The 16,279-nt window shown below is 54.2% G+C and carries 17 protein-coding genes; all 17 read left to right on the forward strand.

The annotated features are described in order from the left end of the window. Nucleotides 1-196 precede the first annotated feature (196 nt). The 17 genes from H5T64_02370 (at nt 197) to H5T64_02450 (ending at nt 16,210) form a co-directional block, all read left to right on the forward strand. Nucleotides 197-1,027: a FadR family transcriptional regulator gene (locus H5T64_02370; GenBank protein MBC7263184.1), complete on the forward strand. Its 831-nt coding sequence runs from the start codon at nt 197-199 to the stop codon at nt 1,025-1,027. Nucleotide 1,028: 1 nt separating this feature from the next. Further along, nucleotides 1,029-1,934: a 4-hydroxy-tetrahydrodipicolinate synthase gene (dapA, locus tag H5T64_02375; GenBank protein MBC7263185.1), complete on the forward strand. Its 906-nt coding sequence runs from the start codon at nt 1,029-1,031 to the stop codon at nt 1,932-1,934. A 144-nt stretch (nt 1,935-2,078) separates the two neighbouring features. Then, nucleotides 2,079-3,122 carry a proline racemase family protein gene (locus H5T64_02380; protein ID MBC7263186.1) on the forward strand — a complete coding sequence of 348 codons (1,044 nt, stop codon included), beginning with the start codon at nt 2,079-2,081 and terminating at the stop codon, nt 3,120-3,122. A gap of 84 nt (nt 3,123-3,206) precedes the next feature. Further along, nucleotides 3,207-4,241 (forward strand): 4-hydroxyproline epimerase, encoded by a 1,035-nt coding sequence (locus H5T64_02385; GenBank protein ID MBC7263187.1) that lies wholly within the window; start codon nt 3,207-3,209, stop codon nt 4,239-4,241. A gap of 96 nt (nt 4,242-4,337) precedes the next feature. Continuing rightward, nucleotides 4,338-4,655, forward strand: a complete 318-nt coding sequence (locus H5T64_02390) for a (2Fe-2S)-binding protein (GenBank protein ID MBC7263188.1) — start codon at nt 4,338-4,340, stop codon at nt 4,653-4,655. Continuing rightward, nucleotides 4,655-5,746 (forward strand): FAD-dependent oxidoreductase, encoded by a 1,092-nt coding sequence (locus H5T64_02395; GenBank protein MBC7263189.1) that lies wholly within the window; start codon nt 4,655-4,657, stop codon nt 5,744-5,746. The genes H5T64_02390 and H5T64_02395 overlap by 1 nt, the downstream gene beginning before the upstream one ends. Then, entirely contained in the window at nt 5,743-6,243 is a 501-nt protein-coding gene (locus H5T64_02400; GenBank protein ID MBC7263190.1) for a 4Fe-4S binding protein, read from the forward strand. Before H5T64_02395 ends, H5T64_02400 begins: the two co-directional genes overlap by 4 nt. A gap of 7 nt (nt 6,244-6,250) precedes the next feature. After that, the gene (locus H5T64_02405; protein ID MBC7263191.1) at nt 6,251-6,544 is read left to right on the forward strand and encodes a (2Fe-2S)-binding protein; all 294 of its coding nucleotides are present in this window, start codon (nt 6,251-6,253) and stop codon (nt 6,542-6,544) included. After that, a complete protein-coding gene (locus H5T64_02410; GenBank protein ID MBC7263192.1) occupies nt 6,534-7,673 on the forward strand; it encodes an FAD-binding oxidoreductase in 1,140 nt (379 codons plus the stop codon). Before H5T64_02405 ends, H5T64_02410 begins: the two co-directional genes overlap by 11 nt. Before the next feature lie 180 nt (nt 7,674-7,853). Next, complete coding sequence (locus H5T64_02415) at nt 7,854-9,137, forward strand: branched-chain amino acid ABC transporter substrate-binding protein (protein ID MBC7263193.1); 1,284 nt, start codon at nt 7,854-7,856, stop codon at nt 9,135-9,137. A gap of 95 nt (nt 9,138-9,232) precedes the next feature. Continuing rightward, a complete protein-coding gene (locus H5T64_02420) occupies nt 9,233-10,195 on the forward strand; it encodes a branched-chain amino acid ABC transporter permease (GenBank protein ID MBC7263194.1) in 963 nt (320 codons plus the stop codon). Nucleotides 10,196-10,404: 209 nt separating this feature from the next. Beyond that, nucleotides 10,405-11,280 (forward strand): branched-chain amino acid ABC transporter permease, encoded by an 876-nt coding sequence (locus H5T64_02425; GenBank protein ID MBC7263195.1) that lies wholly within the window; start codon nt 10,405-10,407, stop codon nt 11,278-11,280. Between the two features lie 58 nt (nt 11,281-11,338). After that, on the forward strand, nt 11,339-12,181 hold the full coding sequence (locus H5T64_02430) for an ABC transporter ATP-binding protein (GenBank protein ID MBC7263196.1): 843 nt from the start codon (nt 11,339-11,341) through the stop codon (nt 12,179-12,181). Further along, a complete protein-coding gene (locus tag H5T64_02435; GenBank protein ID MBC7263197.1) occupies nt 12,162-12,875 on the forward strand; it encodes an ABC transporter ATP-binding protein in 714 nt (237 codons plus the stop codon). Before H5T64_02430 ends, H5T64_02435 begins: the two co-directional genes overlap by 20 nt. Before the next feature lie 166 nt (nt 12,876-13,041). Then, nucleotides 13,042-14,274 (forward strand): aspartate aminotransferase family protein, encoded by a 1,233-nt coding sequence (locus H5T64_02440; protein ID MBC7263198.1) that lies wholly within the window; start codon nt 13,042-13,044, stop codon nt 14,272-14,274. Nucleotides 14,275-14,510: 236 nt separating this feature from the next. Then, nucleotides 14,511-15,776 carry an aconitase X catalytic domain-containing protein gene (locus tag H5T64_02445; protein ID MBC7263199.1) on the forward strand — a complete coding sequence of 422 codons (1,266 nt, stop codon included), beginning with the start codon at nt 14,511-14,513 and terminating at the stop codon, nt 15,774-15,776. Beyond that, nucleotides 15,773-16,210 carry a DUF126 domain-containing protein gene (locus H5T64_02450; protein ID MBC7263200.1) on the forward strand — a complete coding sequence of 146 codons (438 nt, stop codon included), beginning with the start codon at nt 15,773-15,775 and terminating at the stop codon, nt 16,208-16,210. The genes H5T64_02445 and H5T64_02450 overlap by 4 nt, the downstream gene beginning before the upstream one ends. Nucleotides 16,211-16,279: the final 69 nt, after the last annotated feature.

The following is a 16,279-nucleotide window of genomic DNA, read 5'->3' on the forward strand; positions in this document are numbered from 1 at the left end:
GATGTTATCATTTGACTTGACGCGCCAGGTTGACAAATTTCCTGTTCGGTGCTATAATAAAACTGTCCTGATGGTTAGGTTATCAGACCACCAAACCACCAGCAATTTTTGCCCGATGGAAGCGCAATCGTTGCCTGACCATCATTGGCACCGCGGTCAAAAGTAGGCAGTTGCTTCAAAGAGGGAAGCGTCGGCGATGGTGTTTACCCCGGTAAAGACGCAGAGGGTTTACACCCAGATCGTGGATCAGATCCTCGATCTGATCAGAGCGGGTGAATTCCCGGATGGGACGCAGTTGCCCCCGGAGCGTGACCTTGCCGAACAATTGGGGGTGAGTCGGGCATCCCTTAGGGAAGCGTTAAGTGCCTTGCAGATACTTGGCTTGGTTGAGACCAAGCCGGGGCAAGGCACTTTTATTTGCGCGGAGAAAATCCCCTCTCTGCTTCAAGTGGAAGCCTCTTGGCTCTACGAAGAAGAAGAAAGCCCCTTCGCTATCCTGCAGGCAAGAAAAACGGTGGAACCCCATATAGCATCCCTCGCGGCGAGACAACGTTCTGACGCAAGTTTAAAGCGGTTAGATGAAATACTGAATTCAGTAGAGGCCGATCCATCCGATCGGATTATCTTCACCGAAGGGGATCGTAAGTTTCACAAAGCCATCGCGGAGGCCACTGGCAACCCCGTGTTGGTGAGCATGATGTCCATTGTGTACGAATTGATGGGGCACAAACTATGGCTGACTCTCATGATGGATTCTACTTTAGCCACTGCAGGACGGGTGCAAGAGGCTCTGGTCGAACATCGGAGGGTGTACGAGGCTATCAAGGCACAAGATGAGACGGCCGCCGCCGACCGAATGAACGAGCATCTGGAAAGAGTCGGGAGACTGATGATGGAAGCCGAACTGGTTCCACTGAAGGAGCCTGTCACTAACCCCAAACAAACTGAGAAACAAGAGGCAAACCGCCTTAACAAAGTCGGTACCTTGAGAGAGGACATAGAAGCAAAATCAAGAATGGGGGGCTGATATGACAACCAAATTGCAAGGGATCTTCACCGTTTTGGTCACGCCGATGACTGCGGCAGAAGAAGTGGACTATAAGACATTGGCGGCGCTTATAGATTACGTGATTGAGGAAGGAGGAGTTCACGGCATTATCCCCCTCGGTAGCACCGGGGAATACTACGCCCTAACCGCAGAAGAACGCAGAAAGGTAGTGGAGGCTACTTTTCAAGCGGTTCGAGGTCGCCGGCCAGTTGTGGTGGGCGCCAATGCTACGACCACACGAGAAGTGATCGAGCATTGTCAGCACGCGGAGAAGTGGGGAGCAGCGGGAGTAATGCTGGCCGCACCATATTACTCGCTGCCCACTGAGGATGAGTTATTCGAGCACTACAAGGCTGTTAACGACGCGATCCACATACCCATCATGCTCTATAACTTCCCGGCGCGGAGCGGTGTGGATCTCAAGCCCAGGTTGGTTCAGCGGTTGGCCGAACTCGATAATGTCCAGTATCTGAAAGAAAGCACTGGCGATATCACCCGAGTCAGCGAGATCATAAGGCTTTGTGGTCATAAGATAACGCTTTTCTGCGGTTACGATAGTCAGGCTTTGGAGAACTTCGTTTTGGGAGCCAAGGGTTGGGTGGCCGGAGCCAGCAATTTCATTCCCAGAACCCACGTCAAATTGTTTGATCTGGCTGTCAACAAGGGCGATTTTAGGACTGCCAGAGAATTGTATTACAAACTCCTGCCTATTCTATCGGTTTTAGAAGGAGGCGGAAAGTACATCCAGTTCGTGAAAGCGTGTTGTGGCTTGGTGGGTCATCCGGTAGGTCCGCCGCGCCGACCGCTATTGCCCGCCACCCCTGACGAAGTCGCTGAACTGGAAAAAGCACTCGACCAAATTAAAGGAGAAGAGAAAGCACACTGACGGATCAATCTTACGCAGGGGTTATATCGTCCTTTCGTTTGTGTGGAGGCGATCTGCGTGAAGACGTGGGCGGTTAAGCAAGAGTCCCCCTCGCTTCATTAAATATTCGAAAGAACACGGCTACAAAACGGAGCACAAGAGGGTATGAAATTTGAAAAGATAATCACAGCCGTGGACTCCCACACAGTTGGGAACGCTGAGAGGGTCGTCATCGGTGGAGTGCCACCTATCCCTGGCGAGACCATGCTCGAGAAGTTGAAGTATGTGCGCGATCACTGGGACCACCTGCGTACATTTCTCGTACATGAGCCCCGGGGGCATAACAACATGTACGCCGCTCTGCTCACCCCGCCCACCGTGGAGGGTGCAGATTTCGGGGTAATTTACCTGGAGCCGGGTGGCTATGCGACCATGTGTGGACATGGGACGATTGCTGTCTGCACCGTGTTGGTTGAGACAGGCATCGTGGAGGCTAAGGAGCCCTTAACCGAGATCGTCCTCGATACCCCAGCCGGGGTGGTGCGAGCCCAAGTAGCGGTGAAGGATGGGTTGGCAGAGTCTGTAACTATCCAGAACGTCCCCTCTTTTCTGTACAAGCCAGACGTAGTAGTAGATGTCCCGGATGTGGGACGGGTGAAGGTAGATATTGCCTATGGCGGCAACTTCTATGCCATCTTGCCAGCGGAGAGTGTGGGATTAGAGATCAGCCCTGAACACGCGAACGAAATCATATCCTGTGGGATGAAAATCTGGAAGGCAGTGAATGAGCAGGTGGAGATCCACCACCCTGAAGAGCCGGAGATAGATTGCGTGAACTATGTGGAATTCTCGACTCAGGCTACTGACCCGCGAGCAACGATGAAGAATGCGGTGGTCGTGCCGCCAGGGGGTATAGACCGCTCCCCCTGTGGGACCGGGACGAGCGCGAAGATGGCGACGTTGTACGCGAAGGGAGCGCTTGGCCTAAACGAAGAATTCATTCATGAGAGCATCATAGGCAGCCTGTTCTACGGCAAACTGATTGAGGAGACGAAAGTGGGCGAATACAAAGCAGTAGTCCCCACCATTCGAGGCAGTGCTTATATCATGGGGATTCAGCAGTTCGTGCTCGACCCCAGGGACCCATTCCCCGCCGGATTCTTTCTGGGACGGAAAGAAAAGTTGTACGGGGTTGGATTTGAGTCTTAGGTTCCCGCGTTCACATCGGCTCGACGGGAAAGGTAACGCCTGATTGGAAACAGGGGGTTGGAGACGAGGGAGGCATAAGGAAGGATGAGATTCAAAAGGATAATCACGGCCATAGACTCCCATACCGAGGGTGAGCCAGCGAGAGTGGTGATCGGGGGAATCCCTTATATCCCCGGTAATACCATGTTTGAGAAAAAGAGATTCGGGGAGCAGCACCTCGATCATCTACGCACCATGCTTATGTATGAACCTCGGGGACATAGCGCCATGTCTGGGTCCATCATCACCCAGCCGACCGTTAAGGAGGCTGACTTCGGAATTGTCTTCATCGAGGTCAGCGGTTGGTTGCCCATGTGTGGCCACGGAACCATTGCTGCCTGCACCGTGCTGGTGGAAGCGGGCCTCATAGAAGCACGAGAGCCGGTCACCAAAATCGTACTGGACACCCCGGCGGGCATCGTAAGAGCAGAGGTGCAGGTGAAAGATGGGGCGGTGAAGGGAGTGACTATATGGAATGTCCCTTCCTTCTTGTACAAATCTGACGTGGAAGTGGATGTCCCCTCCTTAGGAAGAGTCAAGTTGGACATCGCTTGGGGGGGCAACTTCTACGCTATCCTGCCGGCAAAGAGCGTGGGCCTAGATGTATCACCGGAGCACACGATGGACCTCATTCATTGCGGCCGCAAGATCAGGCAAGCCGTCTATGAGCAGATCGAGGTGGCGCACCCCGAAAATCCCCTGATCGATCGCGTCACCCATGTGGAATTCTCGGCCCCACCGACTCACCCGAAGGCGACCATGAAAAACGCGGTCATTTACGGGCCTGGTCAGGTGGATCGTTCTCCTTGTGGGACTGGCACGTCAGCCAAGATGGCCACTCTCTACGCCAAAGGAGAACTGGGCTTGAATGAGGAGTTCGTGCACGAAAGCATCATCGGCAGCCTCTTCTATGGGAAACTGGTCGAAGAGACTCGGGTGGGCTCGTATCCCGCTGTGGTGCCAACTATCAGTGGCCGAGCCTATGTGATGGGCATCCAACAGTTTGTCCTTGACCCAGAAGACCCCTTCCCAGCCGGATTCTATTTGGGAGAAAAGGATGAACTGTTTGGTGGAATTTGAGGGTAGTGCAGTTGCCGACCCTCGAAGAAGATCGCCGTGGACTCACGGAGGTCCTCGCTGAAACGTTTACTCTCTGTAGTTGCCAGGGATTCTGATATGCGCATCAAAGAACATCCCATATTGGGGAGATTAGAAGAAAGGGCTACTGTAGAAATCGAAGTGGACGGTGAGATCATCCCGGCTGTTCCTGGTGAGCCGATTGCCGCCGCCTTATTAGCAGCAGGGAAGACTATCTTCCGGTACACTCGAAAACTCCATGAGCCGCGGGGAGTCTTTTGCGCCATTGGGCGGTGCACGGACTGCATGATGATCGTGGACGGTGTGCCCAATGTCAGAACTTGCGTCACTCCTGTCAGAGCGGGGATGAAGATCCAGACGCAACATGGGCTGGGCGAGTCTCAGGAGTGCGCGTGATGAAAAAGACGGAACTGGCAATTGTGGGGGCTGGCCCCGCAGGTCTTTCTGCCGCAATTGAGGCGGCCAGTGCTGGGGTACGGGTTACTTTGATCGATGAGAATCAAAAACCCGGCGGGCAACTGTTCAAACAGATTCACAAATTCTTCGGCTCAAAGGAGCACTACGCCGCTGTCAGAGGGTTTGACATTGGCACCAAACTGCTGGCTGAGGTTGAGAAGAGCGGCGTGGAAGTAATGTTGGATTCCACCGTCTGGGGAATTTTCGGAACGAATGTCTTAGGCATCATCCGCAACCAAAAGAATATCTATTTGAGGGCCGATAAAATCCTTTTAGCCACCGGAGCAATGGAAAATGCCCTGGCCTTTCCGGGTTGGACTCTGCCCGGGGTGATGGGCGCAGGCGCCATTCAGACTTTGATCAACATCAGTCGTGTTCTCCCTGGCAAAAGGGTTATCATGATCGGTTCAGGCAATGTGGGTTTGATCGTGAGTTACCAACTATTGCAGGCAGGGGCTCAAGTGGTCGCTGTGGTGGAGGCTGCTCCCAAGATCGGCGGGTACGGAGTACATGCCAGCAAACTGCGCAGGAATGGGGTTCCTATCCTTACCTCCACCACCATAAAAGAAGCGAAGGGAGAAGGAAGAGTCGAGAAAGCAGTTTTGATTCAACTGGATCCGAACTGGAATGAAATCCCAGGGACGGAGAGAGAATACGATGTGGATGTCATCTGTCTTGCCGTAGGCCTTTCACCCCTCTCCGAATTGGCCTGGATGGCTGGATGCCAGTTTGAATATATCCCTGAACTGGGGGGACATGTCCCCATTCATGATTTGAATATGCAGACTACCGTGCCGGGGATCTATGTCGCCGGGGATCTATCTGGCATAGAAGAGGCTAGTACTGCGATGGAGGAGGGGAAACTCGCTGGAATTGCCATAGCGGAGTCGCTTGGCTATATCTCGTCGGAGGAAGCGAAGATCAGAAAAGAAGCGGTCTCGAAGAGATTGGATGTTTTCCGCACCGGGCCATTTGGGGAGGCGGTCAGGAGGGCCAAGGAGAAATTGCAACGACGAGGCGAGTCCAAATGACATTGGAAAAAGATGGCGTTCTCTCTCCAGAGGAATTGGCTCATTTGCCAGGCGTTCCTCCGGCAGAAAGGTTCCATGAGGGTCCTGTCGTAGTGATCGAGTGTGCGCAGGAAATTCCTTGTAACCCGTGTGAGGGGGCCTGCCCAGCCAGTGCAATACAAGTGGGCGAACCGATCACGAATCTGCCTGTCCTTGCGGCTGACAAATGCACCGGATGCGGACTTTGTATCCCCGTATGCCCGGGGTTGGCTATTTTCGTGTTGGATATGACATATTCCGATCAAGAAGCCACAGTGCAATTGCCCTACGAATTCTTGCCTTTACCTGAAAAGGGAGAAATTGTAACTGCCCTGGATCGGGAAGGAAGGGCGGTTTGCTCTGCTCGGGTGGTCAATGTGCGCAACCCCAAGAAATTTGACCACACCGCAGTGATCACTATTGCTGTCCCGAAAGATCAAGCCATGAACGTGAGAAATATCGCCGTGGATCGGAGATAATAAAGAGATGGCGGAAGAGGACCTTATCATCTGCAGGTGTGAGGAGGTATCTCTCAACGAGATCTTGGCGGCCATTCAAGAGGGGGCCAGGACTATCAACGAGGTAAAGCGAAGGACGCGCGCGGGGATGGGGCTCTGTCAGGGCAAGACCTGTCGCCGATTGGTCACTCAAATCCTCGCCAGACAAACGGGTCAGCCAATGGGCGATATCCTTCCCTCGACCTTTCGTCCGCCGGTGAGGCCGATTGCACTGGGCATACTGTCGTCAGTGGAGGGAGAGGAAGAAGACGATGTTCCCTGATGTAGTGATAATCGGTGGGGGAATCGTTGGGTGCTCTTGCGCGTACTACCTCTCCCGCGAAGGAGTGAAAGTCCACTTGGTGGAAAGGGGCTCGATCGCGTCAGGAACCTCTGGGGCCTGTGAAGGTAACATCTTGCAGTGGGATAAGCAGCCTGGGATTGAGTTGAAATTGGGGATTGCCAGCGCATTCTTATGGGAAACCTTAGCCGAGGAACTCCCGTTAGACATAGAATACGTGAAGAAGGGCAGCATACTGGTCGCTGAGAACCAAGAGGGTTTAGACAGTGCTGGGCAAATAGTGAAATCGCTGCAGAACGAGGGGGTACCCTGCCAACTGGCGACTCGGGAAGACCTCCTTGAGTTAGAACCGAACCTGGCTCCCGACATCACCGGTGGCGCCATTTTCCCGGAAGACGCCCAGGTCCAACCCATGCTGGCCACAATTGCCCTGGGCCAGGCCGCAAAAGACCAGGGTGCGGTTATCCATACCTTCACTGAAGTGAAAAACATCGAACTCTCCCCTGAGCGATCGGTAGTTGCGGTGAATACAACAGCGGGTCGAATCCCCACCCGAGCCATAGTGAATGCGGCGGGAGTGTGGAGCAATGCGATTGGGAAAATGGTTGACCTGGATATACCGGTGCTCCCGCGCAAAGGGCACATAGTCGTTACTGAACCGGTGGCCAACATAGTCAATTGCAAGATGATGGAGGCCGGCTATACACAGGCAGTGGAAAGCGATGAGCGAGGGCTCGCTATCGCGGCAGTGGTCGAACACACCTTGAGCGGTAACATATTATTGGGAAGCAGTCGCGAATTCGTGGGCTTTGACCGCTCTGTGAATCCCGACGTCATCCGCGCTATTGTGGCCCGCGCCCTTCGTTTCTTCCCTGCTCTAAAGAACATTCATGCCATCCGCACCTACGCAGGGCTAAGACCATATACGCCGGATCACCGTCCTATCATTGCCGAGGCAGACACTGTGAAGGGCTTCTATGTGGCCACCGGACACGAGGGGGCTGGCATCTGCTTGGGTCCTATCACCGGCAAACTGATCGCTCAGATGCTAACCGGTCAAGCAACAGATCTGCCGATAGAACAGTTATCGTTATCTCGTTTCGACGACTGATTATGATAGATGGAAGGTTGACAAGTTTCGGTTTTTGATGCTATATACAAGGCAGCAAACATCAAGGAAAACGCGGCGGTCTGAAGAGTTGGGAAAGGAGGTGATAGAAGCGTAGGTACAAAGAATTTCGGTCGGCTATTTCAAACTGGAGAATGGTGAAATCAAAAAGGAGGAATCACCATGAGAGGGAAGTTTCTGACCGTGACGCTTGTCGTCCTAGTTCTCAGCCTGGTTGTGGCCGCTTGTGCTCCGGCAACTCCAGCACCGACGCCGGAGAAGGTGGTGGAAACCAAGATCGTCGAGAAGGTGGTTACACCCACGCCACCCCCAGCGCCGAAGCCTATCAAAATCGGCCTACCCGTGATCCTCACCGGGCCAGATACCTACGTGTTCGGCGAGATGGTTCGAGACGCCGCACAACTGGCCGTGGAGGAGATCAACGCTGCGGGTGGAGTTTTGGGCAGGCCGCTGGAACTCGTCGTTATGGATGATGCCGGAGACCCCGCACAAGCCGTGGCCGTGGCACACAAGTTCTGCGAGGACCCCGAAATCGTAGCCGTCATTGGCCACACCTTCAGTGGTACCACGATCCCCACTCTGCCCATCTACAATGAGTGCCGGTTGGCCCAACTCGAACTCGGCAGCAACCCGCGTATATGTGTGATGGGCTATGACCACGTGTTCCGCATCACATGCGCGAACGACCTGATCACCGGCTACGCCGGAGCAGATTACGTGGTCGACAAACTGGGCATCAAGTCCGTGGCCGTCATCCACAACAAGACGATGTGGGGCGAGGCCGTGGCGACGGTGTTTATGAAGAGGTGCGAGGAGCTGGGCGTGAAGGTAACCAGCTTCCAGGGTGTAGACCAAAACGCCGTGGACTTCACCCCTACCCTCACCAAGGTCAATGCGGAGAACCCAGAGGCGGTGTACTTTGCTGGCTACTCCGAGAGCGCTTTGGTGCGCAATCAGATGGTGGACTTGGGGATGAAGCAGTATTACATCGCCGCCGAAGCCACCAGTTCAGAATATGTTGACGCTGTGAAAGAGAGAGGCATCGGCACGCTTGCCCCCACTGCTGCTCCTCCCCTTGACTTCAGGCCGGAGACGAGAAAATTCACCGAAGCCTTTAGGGAGAGGTGGGGTAGAGACCCCGAGGAGTGGTCTCCGGTCTACTACGATATAGTCTACGCCCTCGCTGCTGCCATCAAGCACGCTGGCACTACCGACCGAGAGGCCATCATCAAGGCCCTGCATGAGATCGAGGTCCCCAGTATTGTGCACCCCGGCGGCTTGGCGTGGGATGCCACTGGAGAGCCAAAGCATCCTGTCGCCTTCGTCTGGGAACTCCAGCCCGACTTGCAGATGAAGGTCGTGTATGTCTGGGAAGGGACACCGCCTTACCAAACCATGTCGTACGAGGAGTACAAGGCTCTCGTCGAGTCGTTGCTGGGGAAATAGCAAGCTGAAATGGGCTTGGTTGACGAGGAGACTCGGCAACCAAGCCCATAAGTTTAACTTTATTCCACATTTTGGGGGGAGGGACAAATAATATTATGACCACTTTCGTGCAGCAATCTTTGAATGGCTTAACCATTGGCATGATTTATGCCCTAATCGCTTTGGGCTACTCCATGGTTTACGGCGTTTTGAAAATGGTGAATTTTGCCCACGGGGATTTGTGCGTTCTAGGCGCTATGTTCTCTCTCATTTTGCTCCGGGCAACGGGTATTACAAAGGGTCGCCTGAATATTATCGAGGTCCCGTTGACCGGCACAAGACTCCTGGGGGTTCTAGCGATGGTTTTCTTGGGTGGGATGCTTTGCTCCGCGATCACCTCCCTGATCATTGAGAGGTTAGTCTATCGCCCGTTAAGGCGGGCCTCTATTTTAACGGTTTTGGTCAGCGCCTTGGGGGTTTCCATCGCTTTGGAAAACGCGATGATGCTCGTCTTTGGGCGCCAGCAGAAAAGTTTCCCATCGCTCTTGCAGAAAACATATTTCACTATCATGGGGGCCACTTACTCAAATTTGCAGGTGTTTATCGCCCTATTGACTATCTCCTTACTGGTAGGCCTGTTCTATCTCGTAAACAAAACCACCTTGGGGAGATGTATTAGAGCAGTAGCAGAGGATAAGGATATGGCTGGCCTACTGGGGATTGACGTGAATCGCGTCATTGTAGCGGTTTTTGCTCTCGGTGCCTCTCTGGGAGCAGTCGCCGGCATCTCCCATGCCATGTACTATGGGCAGACCTATTATCTCACCGGATATCAACTTATGATTTTGGGTTGGGCTTCCGCTGTGATCGGGGGCATTGGCGATATGCGAGGGTGTGTCATAGCGGGGCTGTTGATAGGTCTTCTGGAGGCTGTCGGCGGAGGTTATCTCCCCATACTTACCGGCGGATTGCTCGGCGCTGATTACAGGCGTATTTTCGTTTTCCTCGTGCTGATCATTACGTTAGCAATCAAACCCTCTGGAATTCTCGGTAAGCCCGAAGTTATTGTGAAAGCATGAGACAGTCAAGTTCAGTTAGGAGGGACAAAACCGTGTCCGACTACAAAGATGAGGATAAAGTCATTCCCCGACCGTCAGGATTCTCTCTAAGTCAGGTGCTGCAATATTGGGATGCGCTTGTGGGCAAGGTGTGGGTGAGGAGGCTATTGCTGATTTGCGCGGCTATCTTGCTATTGGCCCTACCGCGATTCATAACCAGCAGCTATTGGATGCGCATCGTGGACATAGCGGGGCTCTATGTGATGATGGCTTTAGGATACAACTTGATGTTTGGCTATACAGGTCTCTTCAACCTGGGTTTTGCGGGCTATTTTGCCATCGGAGCGTATTGCTACGCTATTCTTGCTTCCCCTTTGCACGAAATGCACCTTCCTTTTCTTGTAGTTCTCCCCTTGGCGGTTGTTTTGACATCCTTGGTATCTTACCTGTTGGGTATCCCCTCACTATCGCTCATCGGCGATTACCTGGGGTTGGTAACTTTGGCCTTTGCTGAGATCCTGAGAATACTGGTGAATAATCTTGAGTTTACCAATGCATCCTATGGGATCATAAACATCGATCCGATTAGCCTGCCTTTCTTCACCTTCCAAACCGTGCAGGATTACTACTACCTCATCTTGCCCATCTGCGCGATAACGTATCTGGTCATAAAACGTTTGGAACAATCCAGGATTGGCCGGGCGTGGTTGGCGATCCGTAACGATGAAGAGGCTGCAAGGACATCTGGGTTGGATACCCGGCGCTTGAAGCTGTTGGCATGTGCTATCGGTGTGGCTCCAGTGGGGCTGGCAGGGGTGATCTTCGCAGGTATGCAAACCTTCGTTAGCCCCGAAAGTTTCACCTCGAGAGAGACCTGGTTGATCATTGCGATGGCCATTGTGGGTGGTCTTGGCAATGCCGATGGGGCGGTTTTAGGCGCGCTTCTGCTCACCATATTGCCAGAGCCCTTAAGAGGGACGCCCATAGAAAGCGCGAGGGCTCTCATTTACGGGCTGCTCTTGATATTCTTCTCACTTTTCCGCCCCCAAGGGATATTGCCAAGACGTCATCGGGCTGGCGAGAGCGAAGCAGTGCGGACAACCTGATATTAAGACATCGAGATCGCGAGGAAGCGTATTCATATCTCAGAACGGAGGTTGTGTCATGGCTTTAGCCGTTGACGATTTGAGTACAAGCAAACGCCCGAGCGAAACCGGCAACGAGTCAGGCAATTTCTTGGTGGTTAGAGACTTGTCGAAAGATTTCGGGGCGCTTAGGGCAGTGAATCGAGTGAGTTTTGAGATCCATCATGGGCAAATCTTCTCACTAATAGGCCCAAACGGTGCAGGCAAAACGACCACGTTCAATCTCATTACGGGGGTCTTACCTGCTACGGCCGGTGAAGTAACATTCTGTGGGCAAAAGATCCTGGGCTTGCCGGCACATAAGGTGACGGAGTTGGGGATCGCTCGGACATATCAGTTGATCCGCGTGTTTAAGAACATGAGCGTGTTGGAGAACGTTCAAGTCGGCACGCATTGCCGAACCCACAATGGGGTCTGGGATGCGATCCTGCGGGGCCCGAAGGCAAGGCGCGAGGAGAAATGGAGCCGTGACCGTGCCCTAGAGTTGCTGCGTTTTGTGGGTATAGACGAACATCGAGATAAGTTGGCGGGCACCCTGACCTTCGGCCATCAGAGACGCTTGGAGATTGCCCGGGCGTTAGCCACTGAGCCGAAACTGTTGCTGCTCGATGAGCCTACCGCGGGCATGAACCCCTCGGAGAAAGACGCGATGATCTCCCTGATCTACACGATCCGGGACCAAGGCATTACCGTCATGCTGGTAGAGCATGACATGAACGTGGTGATGGGCATCTCTGACTGGATAGCGGTTCTGGACCATGGGGTTAAGATCGCGGAGGGCACCCCAGCAGAAGTGCAGCGCGATGAAAGAGTCATAGAAGCATACTTAGGAAGGTGGGCGCATGAGCTTGCTGCAAGTTGAAGATCTGGTAACGAAATACGGTGAGATCCCCGCCCTGAGGGGGGTTTCCTTCGAGGTGAAAGAAGGCGAGATCGTGGCCCTGATTGGTGCGAACGGGGCGGGGAAATCCACCACCCTGATGACCATCTCTGGGGCATTGAAGCCATCCAGCGGGAGGATCATCTTTGATGGGAAAGAGATCCAAGGAATGCCCTCGCATGAGATCGTAAATCTGGGGATTATGCAGTGCCCGGAAGGAAGGAGATTGTTCACCACCATGTCTGTGGAGGAAAACCTCCTCTTGGGCTACTACAGTCGTCGTAACGAGGGCAATCCCACCGAAGCAATGCGCAGGGTCTTCAAATTATTCCCTGTCTTGGAGGAACGTCTTCACCAATCCAGTGGCACCCTGAGCGGAGGGGAACGACAGATGCTGGCCATAGGTCGGGCGCTAATGGCCAAGCCCCGACTCCTGATGCTAGATGAGCCTTCTCTAGGGTTGGCGCCCAAATTGGTAGAAGCGGTTCTGGATACCGTCAAACAAATTCGTGACGAGGGCGTCACGATCCTGCTGGTGGAGCAGAATGCCCGTGCAGCCCTGTCTATGGCCGATCGGGCCTACACCCTGGAAGTCGGGCAGATCACATTAGAAGGAACAGGACAGGAACTCCTCCGAGATGAAAGGGTGCTGAAGGCATACCTCGGCGGAAAATAGCCCTGTGCACCCATTGAGAGAGTTGAGGATACACGCGGCATTTAACGTGGGTCTGAGGAGTTGGTCCTTGTGTCCTATGTGACAGAGAGGTCAAAAGAACTCTTCGCGCGAAGCCTGCGGGTGTTGATTGAGGGTGTTAGTTCTCCTTCCCGGGGGCCGGCCAATTATGGCGAATACCCCCCTCTTTATTGAGCATGGCGAGGGCTCCTACATCTACGACGTGGATGGCAATCGCTATGTGGACTGGATGATGTCCTACGGTCTGGAGCCACTGGGCCATGCTCACCCCCTCATCGTCGAAGCGGTGAACGAAGCCGTCCGCACCGGGCCGCATTTTGCGGCTGCCACGGAGATAGAAGTAGAGGTGGCCGAGTTGCTCCAGCAAATGGTGCCCAGCGCAGAGCGCGTGCGCTTTGCCAACACGGGCACCGAGGCGACCATGGCAGCCATCCGGCTGGCGAGAGGTTACACGGGCAAACCCAAGTTCCTCAAATTCGAGGGACATTATCTCGGCTGGTATGACGACTTTCTGGTCAGCGTCCATCCCACAGAGCCTGTCAGGCTGGGCTACCGTAACGACCCGATCAAACTTATCGAGAGTTCGGGATTGAACCGGCATGCTTTAGACGACACCATTGTGGTCCCCTGGAATGATCTGCAGGCTGTCGAGCGGGCCATTGATACCTATCGCGGGCAGATCGCGGCGGTCATCACGGAGCCGGTGATGGCCAACATGGGCATCATTCCCCCAGAGCCTGGCTATCTGCAGGGGCTACGCGATCTGACCCGTGCCCACAACATTTTGCTCATCTTCGACGAAGTCACAACCAACCTGCATGTCGCGCCAGGCACCTGTCAGGCGTATTATGGTGTTGAGCCTGATATTTCCACGTTGGGTAAGGCGCTGGGGAATGGATTGCCGTTGGCCGCCATTGTCGGTCGGGCTGATATTATGGAGGCGTTCGCCTGGGGCGGAGTACTGCATTATGGGGCGCAGAACGCCTCGCGCATAGGGCTATATGCCACACGGACAGGCCTGCGGGAACTAAGCCGCAACGACGGCGCGGCTTTACGTCACGCGGAGCGCATCGCACGCAAACTGTCTGATGGACTGCGCGATCTGTTCAAAGCGCGGGGCACGAGGGCAATTGTGCAGAACGTGGGTGCGATGCTGCAGATCTTCTTCACCGAGCGCCCGGTCATCCGCGATTATCGTGAGTTCTGCACCCACGTGGATCAATCCAAATTCAAGGAGTTCGCGCGGGCGCTTTTCCGGTACGGGGTGTACATGAGCCCCTCTCCAGTACTACACTCCATCGCAACAGCAGCCCATACGGATGAGGACGTACACTTCACTCTCGAGGCAGCGCGAAAGGCTCTTGACGATATAGAACGATGAGTTTGCAGCGCGAGGGTGTGCTGAGGGAAGCATTTAATGCCTCCCAGTTGTCATAAGGATAGATCAAGGTGCCCAGCACCTTGGGGATGACTATGCGCTCTTTATGGATGTACTGCACGTCCTCGCCCGTTCCTTTTGAACTGTTACGCCGGCTATAACGTCACAAATCGATTCCAAATTTGCTCCTCATGCCGGAGAGGCGCGCACGAATAGATAGAGGCGTAGGGAAAAAGAAGATGTCCGTCGTCTTGAGCGAGAAAGATAGAGCCATGTTAGATGGCAAGTATGGGGAAGCAGCGCGGCTTGCCATGTCCATCTTGGTGAGGATGGCCGAGGTCTATGGTGCTACGGAGATGATGGATGTAACCCAGGCTCACATTGACGGCTGCGGCCTAATGAGCGAATCTGGCCTGGAGTTCGCGGAGACTTTGGCCGCCCATGGGGGGAGAGTTTCCATCCCCACAACTTTGAATATGATTCCCCTGGATCTTCAGAACTGGAGGCAGTTCGGTATACCGGAGGACTTTGCAGCGAAGGCCATCCGGCTGGCTAAGGCTTACACAGATATGGGGTGTATCCCCACTTGGACCTGTGCACCTTATCAAGGCTACCTAACGCCCAGGTTTGGCCAGCAAATAGCCTGGGCCGAATCGAATGCCATCGTCTACGCCAATTCGGTTCTGGGGGCACGGACCAATCGTTACGGGGATTATATGGACATCTGCGCTGCTATCACAGGCAGGGTCCCCAAGTATGGCCTCCACCTGAAACACAATCGCAAGGGTCAAATTCTTCTGCGGCTCGTGGATATCGAACCCGCTGTATTACAGGACGACACTTTCTACCCGGCATTAGGTCATCTCATTGGCACTCTGGCCCAGGATAAAATCCCCGTGATCGAAGGACTCCCTCCAGGGGCAACAAGTGATCAACTGAAGGCTTTGGGCGCGGCTGCCGCCTCTTCCGGTGCGGTGGCCCTCTTCCACGCAATTGGCGTGACCCCGGAGGCGAGCACTCTGGAAGAAGCCTTCCAGGGTGATGCTCCAGAGCGAGTCATTGACATCCATTCCTCTGATCTACTGGCAGCGCGGGCAGATTTATCCACGGCAGAAGAAGGAGCCAGGCTCGATTGGGTTGTTTTGGGCTGCCCTCATTTCTCTTTCACAGAGTTCGAACGGCTTGCGGAACTCATCCGGGCACATAAAGGTCGGTCCGTTCACCCAAATGTGAAGTTCCTCATTATTTCGAACCAAGTTGCTTACTCCTTGCTGCAGAGGAGCGACCTGATGGACGTCCTCATGGACTTTGGGGTTCGGATCACCCTGGATACTTGCGTCTTTCACACTCCAATAATCCCTTCCGATGCGAAAGTGCTGATGACCAATTCTGGCAAGTGCGCCTATTACGCGCCGGGCGAACTGGGCCTGCAAGTTGCCTTCGGCAGCATGGCAGATTGTGTGCGCTCCGCTGTGGAAGGGTATGTGTGCCGGGGGAGAGCATGACAGGCAAAATCTGGATCGGCCGGCCAGTGATTGCCGGCTCGGCAGCGGGGATAGCCTTAGTGTCAAAGGAGCCTCTCAGCCTCTGGGGTGGATTGGATACCCGCACGGGAGAGATCATTGACCGACGTCATGAGCGATCCGGAGCAGTTGTTGCGGGAAAGGTGTTCGTTTTCCCACAGGGGAAGGGTTCCAGCACGAGCAGTGCCGTCCTGCTTGAGACCATCAGGACGGGTGTAGCGCCCGCTGCAATCATTAACCTGAAGGTGGATCCTATCTTGGCCTTGGGGGCCATTGTTGCCGATGAACTGTATCACCGAACGGTGCCCATCATAGTTCTGCCGGAAGAGGACTTCTGCTCTATAAGAGAAGGGGATTACCTCGTCATCGAACCCAATGGCGTGGTGAGGAAAGTAGAAGTCAACGGAACCCCCTGACGCTCTCGCCTGGAATGCAACTTTCGATCACAGGAGTATCCTGTGATTTGCCTGAGAGATGTATGTGAG

The sequence above is a fragment of the Chloroflexota bacterium genome, assembly GCA_014360825.1.
Taxonomy (GTDB): Bacteria; Chloroflexota; Anaerolineae; order UBA2200; family JACIWT01; genus JACIWT01.